Source organism: Pseudomonas sp. LBUM1671 (assembly GCF_059695685.1).
The window spans coordinates 2,780,157-2,795,606 of record NZ_CP166782.1 but is presented as its reverse complement, the minus strand read 5'-3'; the positions used below and the strand labels follow the sequence as shown (position 1 = coordinate 2,795,606).

Here is a 15,450-nt window from a genome sequence, read left to right as displayed (position 1 = left end):
TTCTAAGCAGATGGCAGCAGTACTCGTCGGTCAGTTCCATGCAAGAGACGCGGAAGGCCGCGTTTATTCCGTGCATGAGTTCCAGGAATCCACCCCCTCGCATGACGGCCTCACTGGCTCGGCGCCTGTGACCACCTACAAACTGGCCATTGGCGATCGCGTCAACAAGCTCGACGACAACCAGTTTCTGCTGGTGCAATCGAACATCACCATCGTGCGCGAACCCGACACCTATGTCGGCAGCCGGCCGGAAATCACCACCGCCTCATAACCCCGCGTTATGAGCAGAAGTCATATGCGCGCACTTGAGTTAGGATTCAGTTACTGACTCCCTCACCTGCTGAACATGGACTTCACGCATGCGTTTACGTCATATCGAAGTGATCCACGCGCTCTTGCAGACCGGTCACCTGGGCACCGCCGCCGAATGGCTGCAGTTGCCGGTGGCCGAGGTCGAAGGCCTTTTGCGCGACGCCGAGGATCAGTTGGGATTCATGCTGTTTTCCAGCGTGCGTGGACGTTTGCAGGCGACGCGCGAAGCGCGGGAGCTACAGGTTGAAATCGCCCGCGTCTATGACGCGCTTGAACCGGTCCAGCGTCTGGCCAGCAGCCTCAAGCAATATCAGGCGCACCCGCTGCGCGTCATCTGCACCCCGCCACTGGCCCAACAGTTATTACCCCACAGCATCGCGGCCCTACGCCGACGCCTTCCCGATGCGCCTTGCACCCTGCTTAGCCAACCCACCCGCGAGATCGTCAGAAGCCTGCTGCTGCGTGAAAGCGATCTGGGGCTGAGCCTGCATGATCCTGACCACGCCGACGTTCGTTGCCAGGTGATTGCCCAAGGCAAACTCCAGCTGTTGGCGCCCCATGGCTGGCTGCAACCCAAGCAAAAGTACATTTCGTTGCAGGATCTGGCCGGCCAGTCGATGGTTGGCCTGGAAGGTCATGATCCGCTGAGCCCGGCGCTCGACAACAAACTGCATGCCTTGCGCCCTGCCCCGGTCATCCAGACGCGGGTGCAGACTCATCAGATGATGCGCAGCATGGTCGAGGCCGGCGAAGGCCTGGCAATCGTCGACCCGTTCACCGCTCTCGGGGCCAAATCGAGCGGCCTGGATGCCTGCCCGTTGGCGCCTGCGGTACCGATCAACCTCTATGCCCTGACCCTGAAGAACGGCGAGCCCATGCCGGCCGTTCAGGTGTTGCTGGAGATCATCACGGAACAAGCCGTGGCGATGTTGTCGAGCTGAGCGGGTTTTCCAGCGGATTATCAAACAGGCGATACCAGAACAGCGCCACCTCGGCGGTGTTCGGGTCGATGCCGCGATAACGCAGGTGATCGATCCCGCCCACCACGTAACCACAGCGTTCATACAGTCGGCAGGCTCCCAGATTGTTGTTCTGAGTCTCGAGCATGATCCCCGGCAATTTCTTCTTGCGACTCCAGAACTGCGCCACGTCCAGCAACGCCTTGGCCACACCGTGACGGCGCGCCGGCGCATGTACCGCCAACTCGTCGATATGGGCAAAGCCGTTCCAGTTGGTGCTGACCACCAGATGGCCGACGGGCTCGTCGTCGAGATAGGCCATGAACACCGCACTGTCGCCGGCATCGCGGAAGCTGCTGAATTCCTCGGGATCAATGCCGTAGCACTTTCGATAAGGAGTGATCGGCGTTACCCGCCACTGCTCCACCGGCTTGCCGATTTCGGCTGCGCCATAGGCCGCGACTTCAAAACTGAAGTCGCTGCCCCAGATATAGGGCGCGAAACCCTCGTCGGCGACACGCACCGAGAGGCCTGGGTATTTGGGATTCATGATCGGTTGCATACTCGGAAAGGTCCTCATTCCTTGATGCAATCAACGGTGTAATGCCGTCCATTGCCCTCATCTTCGTGTTGCAGTCCGTGCACATCAACGACAAAACCGGGGAAGCTACTGTCGAACGTGCGAGCAAACGACAGGTAATCGATGATCGAGCGGGTCGACTCGGTAAACCGCTCGCCCGGCATGATCAGCGGGATGCCGGGCGGATACGGAACCAGCATCACCGCGGCAATTCGCCCCTCGAGGGCATCGATCGACACCGCTTCCACTTCACCTCGCACCAAATGATCATAGGCGTCAGCCGGCTTCATGGCGATTTCCGGCAGCACGGTGTACATGCGCTTGAGGTGTTTGGCCGTGGCATTGCTGCGATAACAGGCGTGCAACTGGTCGCACAAATCCCGCAACCCCATGCCCTGATAACGTGCGACGTTCTGTTTCGCCACGCACGGCAGGCAGGTTGCCAGACTGACGTTGGCGTCGTAACTGCGCTTGAACTCCAGCAACTCGGTCAGCAGCGTGCTCCATTTACCCTTGGTGATGCCCATCGAGAACAGCACCAGGAATGAATACAGCCCGGTCTTCTCGACCACCAGTCCACGCTCCCACAGGAACTTGCTGACCACCGCCGCCGGAATCCCGCAATCGCTCAGTGCCCCGCCCGCAGTCAGGCCAGGCATGACCAGAGTGACCTTGATCGGATCGAGCAACACGTAATCGTCGGTCACGCCACCGAAGCCGTGCCAGTCGGCGTCAGGCTGCAGCAGCCAATCTTCGGTGACCACACGCTCGATGCCTTCCACCGACGGCGGCTGCCAGATGGAAAACCACCAGTCATCCGCAGCGATGTGCTGACGCAGATTGGCCAGGGCCCGACGAAAACTCAGGGCCTCGTCGAACATTTCCTGCAACAGCGAACGCCCGGCCGGCCCTTCCATCATTGCCGATGCGACGTCCAGCGAAGCGATGATGCTGTACTGCGGCGACGTCGAGATGTGCATCATGAACGCTTCGTTGAAGCGGTCGCGGTCCAGTTGCCGCGCGCCGCCGTCCTGGACATGAATCATCGAGGCCTGGCTGAACGCGGCCAGCAATTTGTGCGTGGAATGCGTGGTGAACACCAGCGGACTGTCTTCGCCACGGGAGGTGCCCATGCCGTATCGCCCGGCGAAAAAATCGTGGAACGCCGCGTAGGCATACCAGGCCTCGTCGAAATGCAGGACCTCGACGGTGTTACCCAGTTGCTGCTTGATCAACTCGGCGTTGTAGCAGAGGCCGTCGTAGGTGGAATTGGTCACCACCGCCAACTTTACCTTGGGCTCACGGCCTTGGGTCAGCGGGCTGGCGTCGATCTTGGCCTGAATCGATTCGCGGCTGAATTCGCTCAGTGGAATCGGGCCGATGATCCCCAGTTCATTGCGCTCCGGGCACAGGTACAACGGAATCGCGCCGGTCATGATGATCGAGTGCAGCACCGACTTGTGGCAGTTACGGTCCACCAGCACCAGGTCATCGCGAGCGACCATCGAATGCCAGACGATTTTGTTGGCGGTCGAGGTGCCGTTGATGACGAAAAAGGTGTGATCAGCGCCGAAATTGCGCGCGGCCCTGGCTTCCGCCTCGGCTAACGGACCTGTGTGATCGAGCAAGGAGCCTAGTTCCGGCACCGAGACTGACAAGTCCGAACGCAGGGTGTTTTCCCCAAAAAACTGGTGGAACGCCTGGCCAACCGGACTCTTGTGGTACGCCACGCCGCCGCCATGACCGGGGGTGTGCCAGGAATAATTGGAATCGGCGGTGTGTTGCACCAGCGCCTTGAAAAAGGGCGGGAGCAGACCATCAAGGTATTTGCGCGCCGCCCGGGCCACTTGCCGGGCCAGGAAGGGCACGGTGTCTTCGAACAGATAGAGAATGCCGCGCAGTTGATTAAGCTCGGCCATGGCATCGGCCGGAGCATTTTCCAGCGTCACCTGCTCCCCCAGCGCGAAGATCGGCAAGTCCGGCGCGCGAACCCGCGCCAAGCCGATCAGCTCAGCCATATTGTGTAACAAATGCGAATGGGCGCTGGCGTCCTCAGCGGCAATCAACATGCAGGAGAGGCCGTGATGGGTCGAAGCGACCAGCCGCCCTTCGGTGTAATCCACCGCCGACACAATGCTGAAGCCTTCCTGTTCCAGCTCCCGGGCGATGCCCCGCACGCGGTCACCGGCGACGGTGTCGGCCTTGATGTCGCGGTGGACGATCAATACCGGGAATTTCAAATCTTTATACATGAGGCTCAGTGTTCTGAGGCGGCAGACCATGGCCTGCCAATATGCTCAGGGTAGAGGGTTGAAGCGGATGTGGCGAGCGTCGATGCCCCGAAGCGGGTCAATGAATGCACCATCATGTGGCCATCAATCTCGAACATTCAGCAGGACTAGTTGTGGCAAGCCCCCTCGCCACACAAGCCGTGTCACATCAGCCCTGATTCAAGCCTGCGCCTTGGCCTCAACCAGTTGCTGCCACAGCGACGGGGCGCCGGCGGACTTGGCGATGGCTTCCAGACGTGCCACGTGCCGGGCCAGGTCATCTTCGCTGGCAGGGATGATCCGGGTCGGCTTGCGATCCACCGGCAAGCGGCGGATTTCGGTGGCGGAGTTGTCCGCGCCTTCGCCGGAGCCGTTGCCGTCGGACGCATTACCGGCCAGCGACAGGCTGGTCTGTCCGCCGGTCATGGTCAGGTAAACGTCGGCGAGGATCTCGGAGTCGAGCAAGGCGCCGTGGAGTTCACGGCCGGAGTTGTCGACGCCATAACGTTTGCACAAGGCGTCGAGGCTGTTGCGCTGCCCCGGGTGACGTTCCCGGGCCATCATCAGGGTGTCGAGGATCGAGCAGTGTTGCGTGATGTCCGCACGATCGTGCTGGCCCATCAGGGCGAATTCGTTGTTGATGAAGCCAACGTCGAACGCCGCGTTATGGATGATCAGCTGCGCGCCCTTGATGAATTCGAAGAACTCATCAGCCACTTCAGTGAAACGCGGTTTGCCCACCAGGAATTCGTTGGTGATGCCGTGGACGCCGATAGCGCCTTCGTCACTCTCGCGATCCGGTTGCAGGTAGACGTGAAAATGCCGGCCGGTCAGGCGCCGACCGATCAACTCGACACAACCGATTTCGATAATCCGGTGGCCGTCGGTCACCGGCATGCCGGTGGTTTCGGTATCGAGTACAACGGATCTGGTGGCCATCAGTGCTCAGCTCTCAACGGGTCAATCGTGCAAAAGCGGCGATGTTAACACGCTGACGGGATCCGGCGCGCGCAGCCAAGTGACCGACGCTCATGCAGTTTTTAACAATCATTAGCAATGTTCATAAAGTCTGGAGAGGTACGGCTTGTTAGCGTGCGGGGCTTGTTTCCCATGGGTTTGATTTCGTCATGAAGACCGCACGGTTTCTATTATTGAGCACTTGCCTGTTGGGTACGGGCGCCCTGGCCACCAGTTTCGTGATCAGCACGGATGTGACGGTGAGTTTGACGTTGAGCTCGAGCAAAGGCACTAGCGGGTCGTTCAGCGACGACAAGATTGTGCTGGCGGCGAAGGATGATGCGGCGGCGTTTGTGGCGAGCGAGGGGACGATTCGCGGGGCGCGGATCGAGGCGGCTTTTTTGCGGATACGCGGAAAGGTCAGCGATCAGTATTCCGACCAGCAACTGGCGAGCGCGATCCTGATACTGTGATTTCCTGTGGGAGCCTGGCTTACCCGCGATGCGGGCACCGCGGTCTTTCAGTAAAACCGCGTCATCGTTCATCGCGGGCAAGCCCAGCTCCCACAGGACAGAGTGGAATCATCAAGCCTGCTTGTACCCGCGCACTTCATCCACGCCACGGTTGGCCAACTGGTCGGCCCGTTCGTTGCCGTGGTGGCCGATGTGTCCGCGGACCCACTTCCAGGTGACGTTGTGACGGTTGACCTGCTCATCCAGCAGTTTCCACAAATCAGCGTTTTTCACCGGTTCCTTCGCCGCCGTTTTCCAGCCACGCTTCTTCCAGTTGTCCATCCACTCATTGATGCCTTTCATCACGTATTGGGAGTCGGTCACCAGCAACACGTCGCAGGAACGCTTGAGCTCTTCCAGGCCGCGGATCGCGCCCATCAGCTCCATGCGATTGTTGGTGGTATTGGCTTCGCCGCCCCACAGTTCCTTTTCAACGCCTTTGCACACCAGCAATGCGCCCCAGCCGCCAGGGCCAGGGTTGCCTTTGCAGGCGCCGTCGGTGAAGAGTTCTACGCTATCGCTCATGCCAATCTATCCAGAAAATTCGGTGGCTCGCCGATCAGTGACCGACGATGCCCGAGGCCGGGGCGAACCCGGCCGGGAAATAAAGAGTGTGTTACGGCTCGATGTTGCGACGGTTGACTTTGGCCATCGGCAGTGGAATCAGCTTGCCCATCGGTTCGCGACGTTCCTGACGAACCGGCCGCAAGCCAACAACGATCTTGCGCGCCACTAATAAATAGAAGCCGCCACCTGATAGTTGCCAGTCACCGGCCTTGCGCTCCCAACCGGCGAGACGAGCCTGCCAGGCGGGTGAAGCCAGCGGCGGACGATAGCACCCGAAGCGGCGTTTCTCCAGCGCGAAGCCCAGTAGATTCAGCCAGTCGCCGACCCGCGATGGCGAGATGCAGCGCGCCTTGCGCAACCCGTCGTGGGCAAACACATGGCGCAAGCCCCAACTGCTCCAGGGATTGATGCCGATGATCAGCAAATGCCCGCCGGGCCGTACGCTGCTCGCGGCTTCACGCAGCAAACCGTGGGGCGACAGGCAGAAATCCAGCCCGTGCTGCATCACCACCACATCGGCGGCATGCTCGCTCAACGGCCAGGCCTGCTCTTCGCAGACAATCTCGACACCCGGCAACGGTGCACCGAGCCGCACATTGCGCTGCACTTGCGGTGCAGACGGTGGCGTCTGGGCTGACGGACCGTAATGCACCAGGTAGCCACCGAAGAAGCGCCCCAGCTCGTCTTCGAGCATGCGTCGTTCTTCGTCCAGCAAAAATTGCCCGATGGGCCCGGACAGCCATTCACGGGCCGCGCTGATCAAATTCAGCCACTCAGGATCGGCCTGAGCGAACGCTTTATCGGTCATTGCATTCTCCAACGCGCCAGGAAGTTCTAAGATGCGCCATTGTTTTCCGCTTGGCGAATCCGACGATGATACAGATCAGTGCCCTGCCCGCCTTCACCGACAACTACATCTGGTTGTTACAAGACCACAGCACCCAGCGCTGCGCCGTGGTCGATCCGGGTGATGCCGCGCCCGTGCAAGCCTGGCTGGCGGTGCATCCGGGTTGGGTATTGAGCGATATTCTGGTCACTCATCACCATCATGATCATGTCGGAGGCGTCGAGCAGCTGAAAAAAGCGACAGACGCAACAGTCTACGGCCCGGCCAGCGAAACCATCCCGGCCCGGGACGTGGCGCTCAAGGACAACGACCGCGTCAGCGTGCTGGGTTGGGACTTCGACGTCTTCACCGTGCCCGGACACACCCTGGGACATATCGCCTATTACCATCACGGCCTGCTGTTCTGCGGCGACACCCTCTTTGCCGCCGGTTGCGGGCGCCTGTTCGAAGGCACGCCGGAACAGATGCACGCCTCGCTGAGCCGCCTTGCCGCGCTTCCCGAAGACACCTTGGTCTACTGCACCCACGAATACACCCTGAGCAACCTGAAGTTTGCCGCAGCGGTCGAACCGGGCAATCCGGACACCGCCGCACGTCTGGAAAAAGTTACCGAGCAACGTGCAGCCGGAATCATGACGCTGCCCTCTACTCTGGCGCTTGAAAAGCAGACCAACCCCTTTTTGCGTGTCGACGAAACATCCGTTAAAGAAAAAGTGGACGAACGGAATGGAACCCAAAACCGGGCTCCGAGTGCGGTCTTTGCTGCTCTTCGGGCTTGGAAAGATAAGTTCTAACCTGGCTCGCCATTGGTACAAAAATTCTGAATGGTTGACCGCAAGGGGTGCGCTTTCTAGAATCGCCCGACATTTTTGCCCGGAACTTACTTCCAGCCAATGTCGTCACCTATTCGTAAAGCCATCAATTCAGACGCATTGACCCGCTTGGCTCAAGCCATAGCGGTGGCTGTGTCCGCCACTCTGGCGGGCTGTTCCAGCCATGTGCCGCAGACCGAAGCGACACACGTTCCGAATATTGCCGCGCGAGCCAAGCAGAAACCCATCTGGCTCAGCGAGAAACCAACACCGCAAATACCGCAAGACGTCTGGGAACGCATGCGCCAAGGTTTCCAGTTGCAGGACAACCTGGGCGTCAACCCGCGCATCGAGCAACAGCGCCTGTGGTTCGCCAGCAACCCGTCCTTCCTTGAAAACGCCGGCGAACGCGGCAGCCTCTACATTCACTACATCGTCGAACGCCTTGAAGAACGCAACATGCCGCTGGAGCTGGCGCTGCTGCCAGTGATTGAAAGCGCCTACAACCCGATGGCCTATTCCCGGGCCAATGCGGTGGGCCTTTGGCAATTCATTCCTTCCACCGGCCGCTATTTCAACCTGCGCCAGACCCGTTTCTATGATGGCCGTCGCGACATCACCGCCTCGACCACTGCGGCCATGGATTACCTGACCCGCTTGCACGACATGTTCAACGGCGACTGGTTGCTGGCCCTGGCGGCCTACAACGCGGGTGAAGGCACGGTCAGTCGCGCCATCGAGCGCAACGAGAAACTTGGCCTGCCGACCGATTACTGGAACCTGCCGCTGCCAGCGGAAACCCAGGCTTATGTGCCGAAGCTACTGGCCTTGTCCCAGGTTGTACTGGCCCCCGAAGCCTACGGCGTGAACCTCAACCCGATCGCCAACGAACCGTACTTCCAGGTCGTCGAAATCAACCAGCGCATGGACCTGTCCAAGGTTGCCGCAGTGGCCAACATCGACGAAGACGAACTGTTCCAGCTCAACCCGGCCTTCAAGCAGCGCACCACCATCGACGGTCCCCAGCATTTGCTGGTGCCAACGTCCAAGGCACAGTTGCTGACCGCCAGCCTCTCGACCATGCGTCCTGAGGAACTGATCAGCAAGAAGTCGCTCAAGCCGGTCTTCGAAGGTGCTGATGAATCGGAAATCGCCAGCCTCAAACGTGCCTACCGTGTTAAACGCGGCGACAACCTGGCCGCCATCGCCAAGGCGAACAAGGTCGACGTCAAGGACCTGCAGCGCTGGAACAAGATGACCGGCAAGAACCTCAAGGTCGGCCAGACCCTGGTGATGCAAGACACCACCAAACGTAGCGGCGGTCGCGTCAACACCGTCGTGGCGGCGAACAGCAAGGCGTCCAAGAAAAAAACGCAGACCCAATACAAGGTCAAGCAAGGTGACTCGTTGTATATGGTCGCCAAGCGTTTCAACGTTGAAATGCAGCACCTCAAGCGCTGGAACCCGCGTGTCGGTCAGGCGTTGAAGCCTGGGCAGATGTTGACGGTGTCTTCGCCGCGCTAAAAACGAGCCCCTGATTTCAGGGGCTTTTTTTGCCTGTGATTTGAGGTCTGCTGAAATCGTGTGGCTGCATGGCTCCCTGTGGCGAGGGAGCTTGCTCCCGCTCGGCTGCGAAGCAGTCGTTAACCCTGAACATGCGGTGCGTCAGAAATTTTAAAGATTTCAGGTTTTGGGGCCGCTTCGCAGCCCAGCGGGAGCAAGCTCCCTCGCCACAGGTTCTGCGGCTGGCCGAGCTACCGCGTCTGCAATTAACCACGCATTAACCACCTGTCTTTTTCCTGTCGATACAAGCTGTTACTGTACGGTCCACAAAGCCCAAGCCGCCTGGATCGGATCTCTGACTTGAAGCGTCCCCTCCTCCTCTTCCTGATCAGCCTGGCCTTGAGCTCCCCCGCAAGCGCGACGATCAGCGAAAGCCATGGTTATGCGCAGTTCGGCACGCTCAAGTACCCGGCCAGATTTACCCACTTCGACTGGGTCAACCCGCAAGCGCCCAAGGGCGGTACCTTGCGGGTGATGGCGTTTGGCACCTTCGATACGCTCAATCCCTACACGTTCAAGGGCTCCAGCCCGGTTTCCACCCCTAATTTCCTGCAATACGGCATCAACGAGCTCAACGAACCGTTGATGGTCGGCACCGGCCAGTACGCGCCGTCCGGCGATGAGCCAACCTCCAGTTACGGCCTGATCGCCCAATCGGTGGAATACAGCGAAGATCGCAGCTGGGTGGTGTTCAACCTGCGTCCGGAGGCGCGGTTTCACGACGGCACGCCGATTACCGCCTACGACGTGGCGTTTTCCTACCGTTTGCTGCTCAAGGAAGGTCATCCGCAGTACCGCACCAGCCTCCAGGAAGTGTTGCGGGTCGACATCCTCAACCCGCAGCGCATTCGATTCGTCTTCAAGCGCGCCGGCAATCCGTTGCAGATCCTGCGCCTCGGCGAATTGCCGGTACTGCCGCAGCATTACTGGAAAGGTCGCGATTTCAAGGCCACCACCTTCGAAACGCCCCTGGGCAGCGGACCGTATCGCATCACGTCGGTAACCCCCGGGCGCCAGCTCATTTTCGAACGGGTCAAGGATTACTGGGGCAAGGACCTGCCGGTGAATCGCGGCAAATACAACGTCGATCGCATGGAAGTGGAGTTCTACCGCGACAGCGATGTGGCCTTCGAGGCCTTCAAGGCCGGCGAATTCGACATCTACATCGAGCACCAGGCGAAGAACTGGGACAGCGGTTACAACTTCCCGGCCGTGCGCCGCGGCGAAGTGATCAAGGCGCAGATCCCGCACCAGATCCCGACCCAGACCCAAGGCCTGTTCATGAACAGCCGGCGACCGATCTTCTCCGAGACCAAAGTCCGTGAAGCCATGGGGCTGATGTTCGACTTCGAGTGGACCAACCGCACGCTGTTCAGCGGCGCTTATACACGCGCCATGAGTTACTACCCCAACAGCGAGTTCTCCGCGACGGGCCTGCCGGTCGGTCACGAATGGCTGATGCTCAAGCCGTATCGCGAGCAGTTACCCGCCAAGCTCCTCACCGAGCCGTTCAGCCTGCCAAAGACCGAAGGACGCGGCATCCCCCGGGAAACCATGCGCAAAGCCCTGGCGCTACTCGCCGAGGCCGGCTGGAAGCTCAACGGGCAACGGATCGAGAACGCCAAGGGCCAGCCGCTCAAGCTGGAGATCCTGCTGGTCAACCCGAATCTGGAACGCATCCTTCAGCCTTACGTCGAGAACCTTGCCAGCATTGGCATCGACGCGCGGCTGCGCACGGTCGATCGCGCCCAGTACAAACAACGCCTCGATCAGTTCGATTTCGACATGATCCTGATGACGCTCAGCCAGACCCTCAGCCCGGGCCTGGAGCAATGGCAGTATTTCCATTCCAGCCAGGTCGGGGTCAAGGGCAGTAAAAACTACGCCGGTATCGCCAACCCGGTGGTCGATCACCTGCTTGAACAATTGCTCGCCGCGCAGACCCGCGACGAACAAGTGGCCGCCGGCAAAGCCCTGGATCGGGTTTTGCTGTGGCAGCACTACATCATTCCCAACTGGTACCTCAATTATCACCGCCTGGCCTACCGCAACCGGTTCGCCTTTGTCACCACGCCGCCCTACACCCTGGGCCTCTCCGCGTGGTGGCTGAAATCTTCGGAGAAAGATCGATGAAACCCTTACGCGCCCTGCTCTTGCAGGCCAGCGGCCTGCTGTTCGCCGGGTTGGCCTGCGCCGCCCCGCAACATGCCGTGACCCTCTACAACGAGCCGCCGAAATACCCGGCCGACTTCAAGCATTTCGATTACGTGAACCCCGACGCGCCCAAGGGCGGGATCTTTCGCCAGGCCGGGTTCGGCGGCTTCGACAGCCTCAACCCGTTCATCAGCAAAGGCGTGCCGGCCGACGACATCGGCATGATCTACGACACCTTGGCCAAACAGGGTCTGGACGAACCATTTACCGAATACGGACTGATCGCCGGCAAGATCGAGAAAGCCCCGGATAACAGCTGGGTGCGTTTCTACCTGCGTCCTGAAGCGCGCTTCCATGACGGTCATCCGGTCCGCGCCGAAGACGTGGTGTTCAGCTTCGAGATGCTGATCAAGGACGGCGCTCCGCTCTTTCGCGGCTACTACAGTGATGTCGCGGAAGCGGTCGCCGAAGACCCGCTCACCGTGCTGTTCAAGTTCAAGCACAGCAACAACCGCGAACTCCCGCTGATCCTCGGCCAGTTACCGGTGTTGCCGAAACACTGGTGGGCGAACCGCGATTTCAACAAGGGCAACCTTGAAATCCCGTTGGGCAGTGGCCCCTACAAGGTCACCGAAGTGAAGGCCGGGCGCTCGATACGCTATGAGCGGGTCAAGGATTACTGGGGCAAAGACCTGCCGGCCAACCGTGGCTTCTACAATTTCGACGTGATGACCACCGATTACTACCGCGACAACACGGTGGCGCTGGAAGCCCTCAAGGCCGGTCAGTTCGATTACTGGCTGGAGATGAGCGCGAAGAACTGGGCCAGCGCCTACAACATCCCGGCGGTCACCGAAGGCCTATTGAACAAGGAACAGATCCCCAACGGCAATCCCACGGGCATGCAGGGTTTTGTCTTCAACCTGCGCCGTCCGGTGTTCCAGGACGTGCGCGTGCGTCAGGCGCTGACGCTGTTGATGGACTTTGAATGGACCAACAAACAACTGTTCAACGGCGCCTATGTGCGTACCCGCAGTTTCTTCGAAAACTCGGAAATGGCCGCGACCGGCCTGCCCGACGCCGATCAGCTTGAAATTTTGAGTCCGTTCCGCGGCAAGATTCCCGAACAGGTGTTCACCGAGGCCTTCCAGAACCCGGTGACGGACGGCAGCGGCATGATCCGCACACAACAGCGCAAGGCTTATCAGCTGTTGCAGGAAGCCGGTTGGCGGATCGTCGACGACAAGATGGTCGACGCCAACGGCAAACCGGTGACCATCGAGTTCCTGCTGGCCCAGACCGAATTCGAACGGGTGCTGCTGCCATTCAAGCGCAACGTCAGCGACCTGGGCATTGACCTGGTGATCCGCCGGGTCGACGTTTCCCAGTACATCAACCGCGTGCGTTCACGGGATTTCGACATGATCGTCGGCAGCTTCCCGCAGTCCAACTCGCCGGGTAATGAACAGCGCGAGTTCTGGATGTCCGCTGCGGCCGACAAACCCGGCAGCCGCAATTCCATGGGCCTCAAGGATCCGGTGGTCGATCAACTGGTCGAGCAACTGATCAACGCCGATTCGCGCAAAAGCCTGGTCGCCCACGCCCGGGCACTGGACCGCGTGCTGCAATGGGGCTATTACGTGATCCCCAACTGGCACATCAAGACCTGGCGCGTGGCGTACTGGAACCACATCGGCCACCCGAAAGTCTCTCCCAAGTACGACATCGGCACCAATACCTGGTGGGTCAAGCCCGATGCGAAACCTGCGGTAGAAATCGAAACCAAACTGCAAGCCGACCCTGCGGGCACGGAGTAATCAGATGCTGGCGTATATTTTTCGGCGACTGCTGCTGATCATCCCGACCCTGCTCGGCATTTTGCTGATCAACTTCGTGATCATCCAGGCCGCCCCCGGTGGGCCGGTGGAGCAGATGATCGCCAAGCTTGAAGGCTTCGAAGGCGCCACCAGCCGCATTGCCGGCGGCGGTGCCGAAGTCTCGGTTGCCGGCTCGGCCTATCGCGGCGCGCAGGGCCTGGACCCGATGCTGGTCAAGGAGATCGAGCACATGTACGGCTTCGACAAATCGGCGCCGGAACGCTTGTGGATCATGATCAAGAACTACGCCACCCTGGATTTCGGCGACAGCTTCTTCCGCGATGCCAAGGTCATCGACCTGATCAAGGAAAAGATGCCAGTGTCGATCTCGCTCGGGCTGTGGAGCACGCTGATCATGTACCTGGTGTCGATCCCGCTGGGGATCGCCAAGGCGACGCGACACGGCAGCCACTTCGACGTCTGGACCAGTTCGCTGATCATCGTCGGCTATGCGATCCCGGCGTTCCTGTTCGCCATCCTGCTGATCGTGGTGTTTGCCGGCGGCAGTTACCTTGACTGGTTCCCGCTCAGGGGACTGACTTCGAACAACTTCGATGAACTGAGCACGGGCGGCAAGATCCTCGATTATTTCTGGCACCTGGCATTGCCGGTAACTGCGCTGGTGATCGGCAACTTCGCGACCATGACCCTGCTGACCAAAAACAGCTTCCTCGACGAAATCAACAAGCAGTACGTGGTCACCGCCAAGGCCAAAGGCCTGACCAATCACCGTGTGCTCTACGGCCATGTGTTCCGCAATGCGATGCTGCTGGTGATCGCGGGGTTCCCTTCAGCGTTTATCGGGATCTTCTTCACCGGCTCGTTGCTGGTGGAAGTGATTTTCTCCCTGGACGGTCTTGGCTTGATGAGTTTCGAAGCGGCGATCAACCGCGATTACCCGGTGGTGTTCGGCACGCTGTTTATCTTCACCTTGCTCGGTCTGGTGGTGAAACTGATCGGTGACCTGACCTACACCTTTGTCGATCCGCGCATCGACTTCGAAAGCCGGGAGCATTGAGATGAATCTGTCCCCACTCAATCGCCGACGTTTCGAACTGTTCAAGGCCAACAAGCGTGGCTGGTGGTCGCTGTGGCTGTTTCTGGTGCTGTTCGGCCTGAGCCTCGGCGCCGAGCTGATTGCCAATGACAAACCGCTGGTGGTGCATTACGACAACGGCTGGTACTTCCCGGCACTCAAGCGCTACCCGGAAACCGCGTTCGGCGGCGAATTTCCGCTGGAAGCCAACTACAAGAGCCCGTATATCCGCGAATTGCTCAAGGCCAAGGACGCCTGGGTGCTGTGGGCGCCGATTCCCTACAGCTACCAGAGCATCAACTACGACCTGAAAGTCCCAGCGCCCGCGCCGCCTTCAGCCGACAATCTGCTCGGCACCGACGATCAGGGTCGCGATGTGTTGGCGCGGGTGATTTACGGCTTCCGGATTTCGGTGCTGTTTGCCCTGACCCTGACCATTATCAGCTCGATCATCGGCGTAATCGCCGGGGCCTTGCAGGGGTTCTATGGCGGCTGGGTGGATCTGGCCGGTCAGCGTTTCCTGGAGATCTGGTCCGGGCTGCCGGTCCTTTATCTGCTGATCATCCTCGCCAGTTTCGTGCAGCCAAACTTCTGGTGGCTGCTGGGGATCATGCTGCTGTTCTCGTGGATGAGCCTGGTGGACGTGGTGCGCGCCGAGTTCCTGCGCGGGCGAAACCTGGAATACGTGCGCGCAGCCCGGGCGCTGGGGATGCAGAATGGCGCGATCATGTTCCGCCACATCCTGCCCAACGCGATGGTCTCGACCATGACCTTCATGCCGTTCATTTTGACCGGCGCCATCGGCACCCTGACCGCCCTCGATTTCCTGGGCTTCGGTTTGCCGCCGGGCGCGCCGTCCCTGGGTGAACTGGTGGCCCAGGGCAAATCCAACCTGCAAGCGCCGTGGCTCGGTATGAGCGCGTTTGCGGTGCTGGCATTGATGTTGAGTTTGCTGGTGTTCATCGGCGAGTCCGCTCGCGATGCCTTCGACCCGAGGAAGTGAA

At 60.0% G+C, this 15,450-nt stretch carries 14 protein-coding genes; 9 read left to right on the top strand and 5 right to left on the bottom strand.

The window, feature by feature from the left end; genetic code table 11:
• The first annotated feature begins 10 nt into the window (after window positions 1-10).
• Both ACA060_RS12990 and ACA060_RS12985 read left to right on the top strand, forming a co-directional pair.
• Window positions 11-271, top strand: coding sequence for a hypothetical protein (locus ACA060_RS12990; RefSeq protein ID WP_094467661.1), 261 nt, complete (start codon window positions 11-13; stop codon window positions 269-271).
• 88 nt (window positions 272-359) lie between these two features.
• A complete protein-coding gene (locus ACA060_RS12985; RefSeq protein WP_497317713.1) occupies window positions 360-1,253 on the top strand; it encodes a LysR substrate-binding domain-containing protein in 894 nt (297 codons plus the stop codon).
• Here the strand turns inward: ACA060_RS12985 and ACA060_RS12980 are convergent.
• The 3 genes from ACA060_RS12980 to dnaQ form a co-directional block, all read right to left on the bottom strand.
• Window positions 1,219-1,833 carry a GNAT family N-acetyltransferase gene (locus tag ACA060_RS12980; RefSeq protein WP_497317711.1) on the bottom strand — a complete coding sequence of 205 codons (615 nt, stop codon included), beginning with the start codon at window positions 1,831-1,833 and terminating at the stop codon, window positions 1,219-1,221. The genes ACA060_RS12985 and ACA060_RS12980 overlap by 35 nt on opposite strands.
• Window positions 1,834-1,847: 14 nt before the next feature.
• Window positions 1,848-4,103, bottom strand: a complete 2,256-nt coding sequence (locus tag ACA060_RS12975; RefSeq protein ID WP_497317709.1) for an Orn/Lys/Arg family decarboxylase — start codon at window positions 4,101-4,103, stop codon at window positions 1,848-1,850.
• Between the two features lie 198 nt (window positions 4,104-4,301).
• The gene (gene dnaQ, locus ACA060_RS12970) at window positions 4,302-5,060 is read right to left on the bottom strand and encodes a DNA polymerase III subunit epsilon (protein ID WP_497317707.1); all 759 of its coding nucleotides are present in this window, start codon (window positions 5,058-5,060) and stop codon (window positions 4,302-4,304) included.
• 188 nt (window positions 5,061-5,248) lie between these two features.
• On the opposite strand from dnaQ, the gene ACA060_RS12965 reads away from it, so the two are divergent.
• Window positions 5,249-5,551, top strand: a complete 303-nt coding sequence (locus tag ACA060_RS12965) for a DUF2388 domain-containing protein (RefSeq protein ID WP_497317705.1) — start codon at window positions 5,249-5,251, stop codon at window positions 5,549-5,551.
• Between the two features lie 111 nt (window positions 5,552-5,662).
• On the opposite strand, the gene rnhA is transcribed toward ACA060_RS12965, so the two are convergent.
• Window positions 5,663-6,115 (bottom strand): ribonuclease HI, encoded by a 453-nt coding sequence (gene rnhA / locus ACA060_RS12960; RefSeq protein ID WP_008028618.1) that lies wholly within the window; start codon window positions 6,113-6,115, stop codon window positions 5,663-5,665.
• Between the two features lie 91 nt (window positions 6,116-6,206).
• Window positions 6,207-6,965 (bottom strand): class I SAM-dependent methyltransferase, encoded by a 759-nt coding sequence (locus tag ACA060_RS12955; RefSeq protein WP_010459795.1) that lies wholly within the window; start codon window positions 6,963-6,965, stop codon window positions 6,207-6,209.
• Window positions 6,966-7,030: 65 nt separating this feature from the next.
• On the opposite strand from ACA060_RS12955, the gene gloB reads away from it, so the two are divergent.
• The 6 genes from gloB (at window position 7,031) to ACA060_RS12925 (ending at window position 15,449) form a co-directional block, all read left to right on the top strand.
• Window positions 7,031-7,798 (top strand): hydroxyacylglutathione hydrolase, encoded by a 768-nt coding sequence (gene gloB, locus ACA060_RS12950; RefSeq protein WP_109630536.1) that lies wholly within the window; start codon window positions 7,031-7,033, stop codon window positions 7,796-7,798.
• A gap of 99 nt (window positions 7,799-7,897) precedes the next feature.
• Window positions 7,898-9,340: a transglycosylase SLT domain-containing protein gene (locus ACA060_RS12945; RefSeq protein ID WP_497317703.1), complete on the top strand. Its 1,443-nt coding sequence runs from the start codon at window positions 7,898-7,900 to the stop codon at window positions 9,338-9,340.
• Between the two features lie 339 nt (window positions 9,341-9,679).
• Window positions 9,680-11,512 (top strand): extracellular solute-binding protein, encoded by a 1,833-nt coding sequence (locus ACA060_RS12940; RefSeq protein ID WP_497317701.1) that lies wholly within the window; start codon window positions 9,680-9,682, stop codon window positions 11,510-11,512.
• Window positions 11,509-13,350 (top strand): extracellular solute-binding protein, encoded by a 1,842-nt coding sequence (locus tag ACA060_RS12935; RefSeq protein ID WP_497317699.1) that lies wholly within the window; start codon window positions 11,509-11,511, stop codon window positions 13,348-13,350. The genes ACA060_RS12940 and ACA060_RS12935 overlap by 4 nt, the downstream gene beginning before the upstream one ends.
• Before the next feature lie 4 nt (window positions 13,351-13,354).
• Complete coding sequence (locus ACA060_RS12930) at window positions 13,355-14,428, top strand: microcin C ABC transporter permease YejB (RefSeq protein WP_010459785.1); 1,074 nt, start codon at window positions 13,355-13,357, stop codon at window positions 14,426-14,428.
• Between the two features lies 1 nt (window position 14,429).
• Window positions 14,430-15,449 carry an ABC transporter permease gene (locus ACA060_RS12925; RefSeq protein WP_109630526.1) on the top strand — a complete coding sequence of 340 codons (1,020 nt, stop codon included), beginning with the start codon at window positions 14,430-14,432 and terminating at the stop codon, window positions 15,447-15,449.
• Window position 15,450 lies beyond the last annotated feature (1 nt).

What these genes read in the sequence shown, in the direction of transcription:
- ACA060_RS12990 (WP_094467661.1), top strand. Translation starts at nt 11, where the DNA reads ATGGCAGCAGTACTCGTCGGTCAGTTCCATGCAAGAGACGCGGAAGGC.
- ACA060_RS12985 (WP_497317713.1), top strand. Translation starts at nt 360, where the DNA reads ATGCGTTTACGTCATATCGAAGTGATCCACGCGCTCTTGCAGACCGGT.
- ACA060_RS12980 (WP_497317711.1), bottom strand. Translation starts at nt 1,833, where the DNA reads ATGCAACCGATCATGAATCCCAAATACCCAGGCCTCTCGGTGCGTGTC.
- ACA060_RS12975 (WP_497317709.1), bottom strand. Translation starts at nt 4,103, where the DNA reads ATGTATAAAGATTTGAAATTCCCGGTATTGATCGTCCACCGCGACATC.
- dnaQ (WP_497317707.1), bottom strand. Translation starts at nt 5,060, where the DNA reads ATGGCCACCAGATCCGTTGTACTCGATACCGAAACCACCGGCATGCCG.
- ACA060_RS12965 (WP_497317705.1), top strand. Translation starts at nt 5,249, where the DNA reads ATGAAGACCGCACGGTTTCTATTATTGAGCACTTGCCTGTTGGGTACG.
- rnhA (WP_008028618.1), bottom strand. Translation starts at nt 6,115, where the DNA reads ATGAGCGATAGCGTAGAACTCTTCACCGACGGCGCCTGCAAAGGCAAC.
- ACA060_RS12955 (WP_010459795.1), bottom strand. Translation starts at nt 6,965, where the DNA reads ATGACCGATAAAGCGTTCGCTCAGGCCGATCCTGAGTGGCTGAATTTG.
- gloB (WP_109630536.1), top strand. Translation starts at nt 7,031, where the DNA reads ATGATACAGATCAGTGCCCTGCCCGCCTTCACCGACAACTACATCTGG.
- ACA060_RS12945 (WP_497317703.1), top strand. Translation starts at nt 7,898, where the DNA reads ATGTCGTCACCTATTCGTAAAGCCATCAATTCAGACGCATTGACCCGC.
- ACA060_RS12935 (WP_497317699.1), top strand. Translation starts at nt 11,509, where the DNA reads ATGAAACCCTTACGCGCCCTGCTCTTGCAGGCCAGCGGCCTGCTGTTC.
- ACA060_RS12930 (WP_010459785.1), top strand. Translation starts at nt 13,355, where the DNA reads ATGCTGGCGTATATTTTTCGGCGACTGCTGCTGATCATCCCGACCCTG.
- ACA060_RS12925 (WP_109630526.1), top strand. Translation starts at nt 14,430, where the DNA reads ATGAATCTGTCCCCACTCAATCGCCGACGTTTCGAACTGTTCAAGGCC.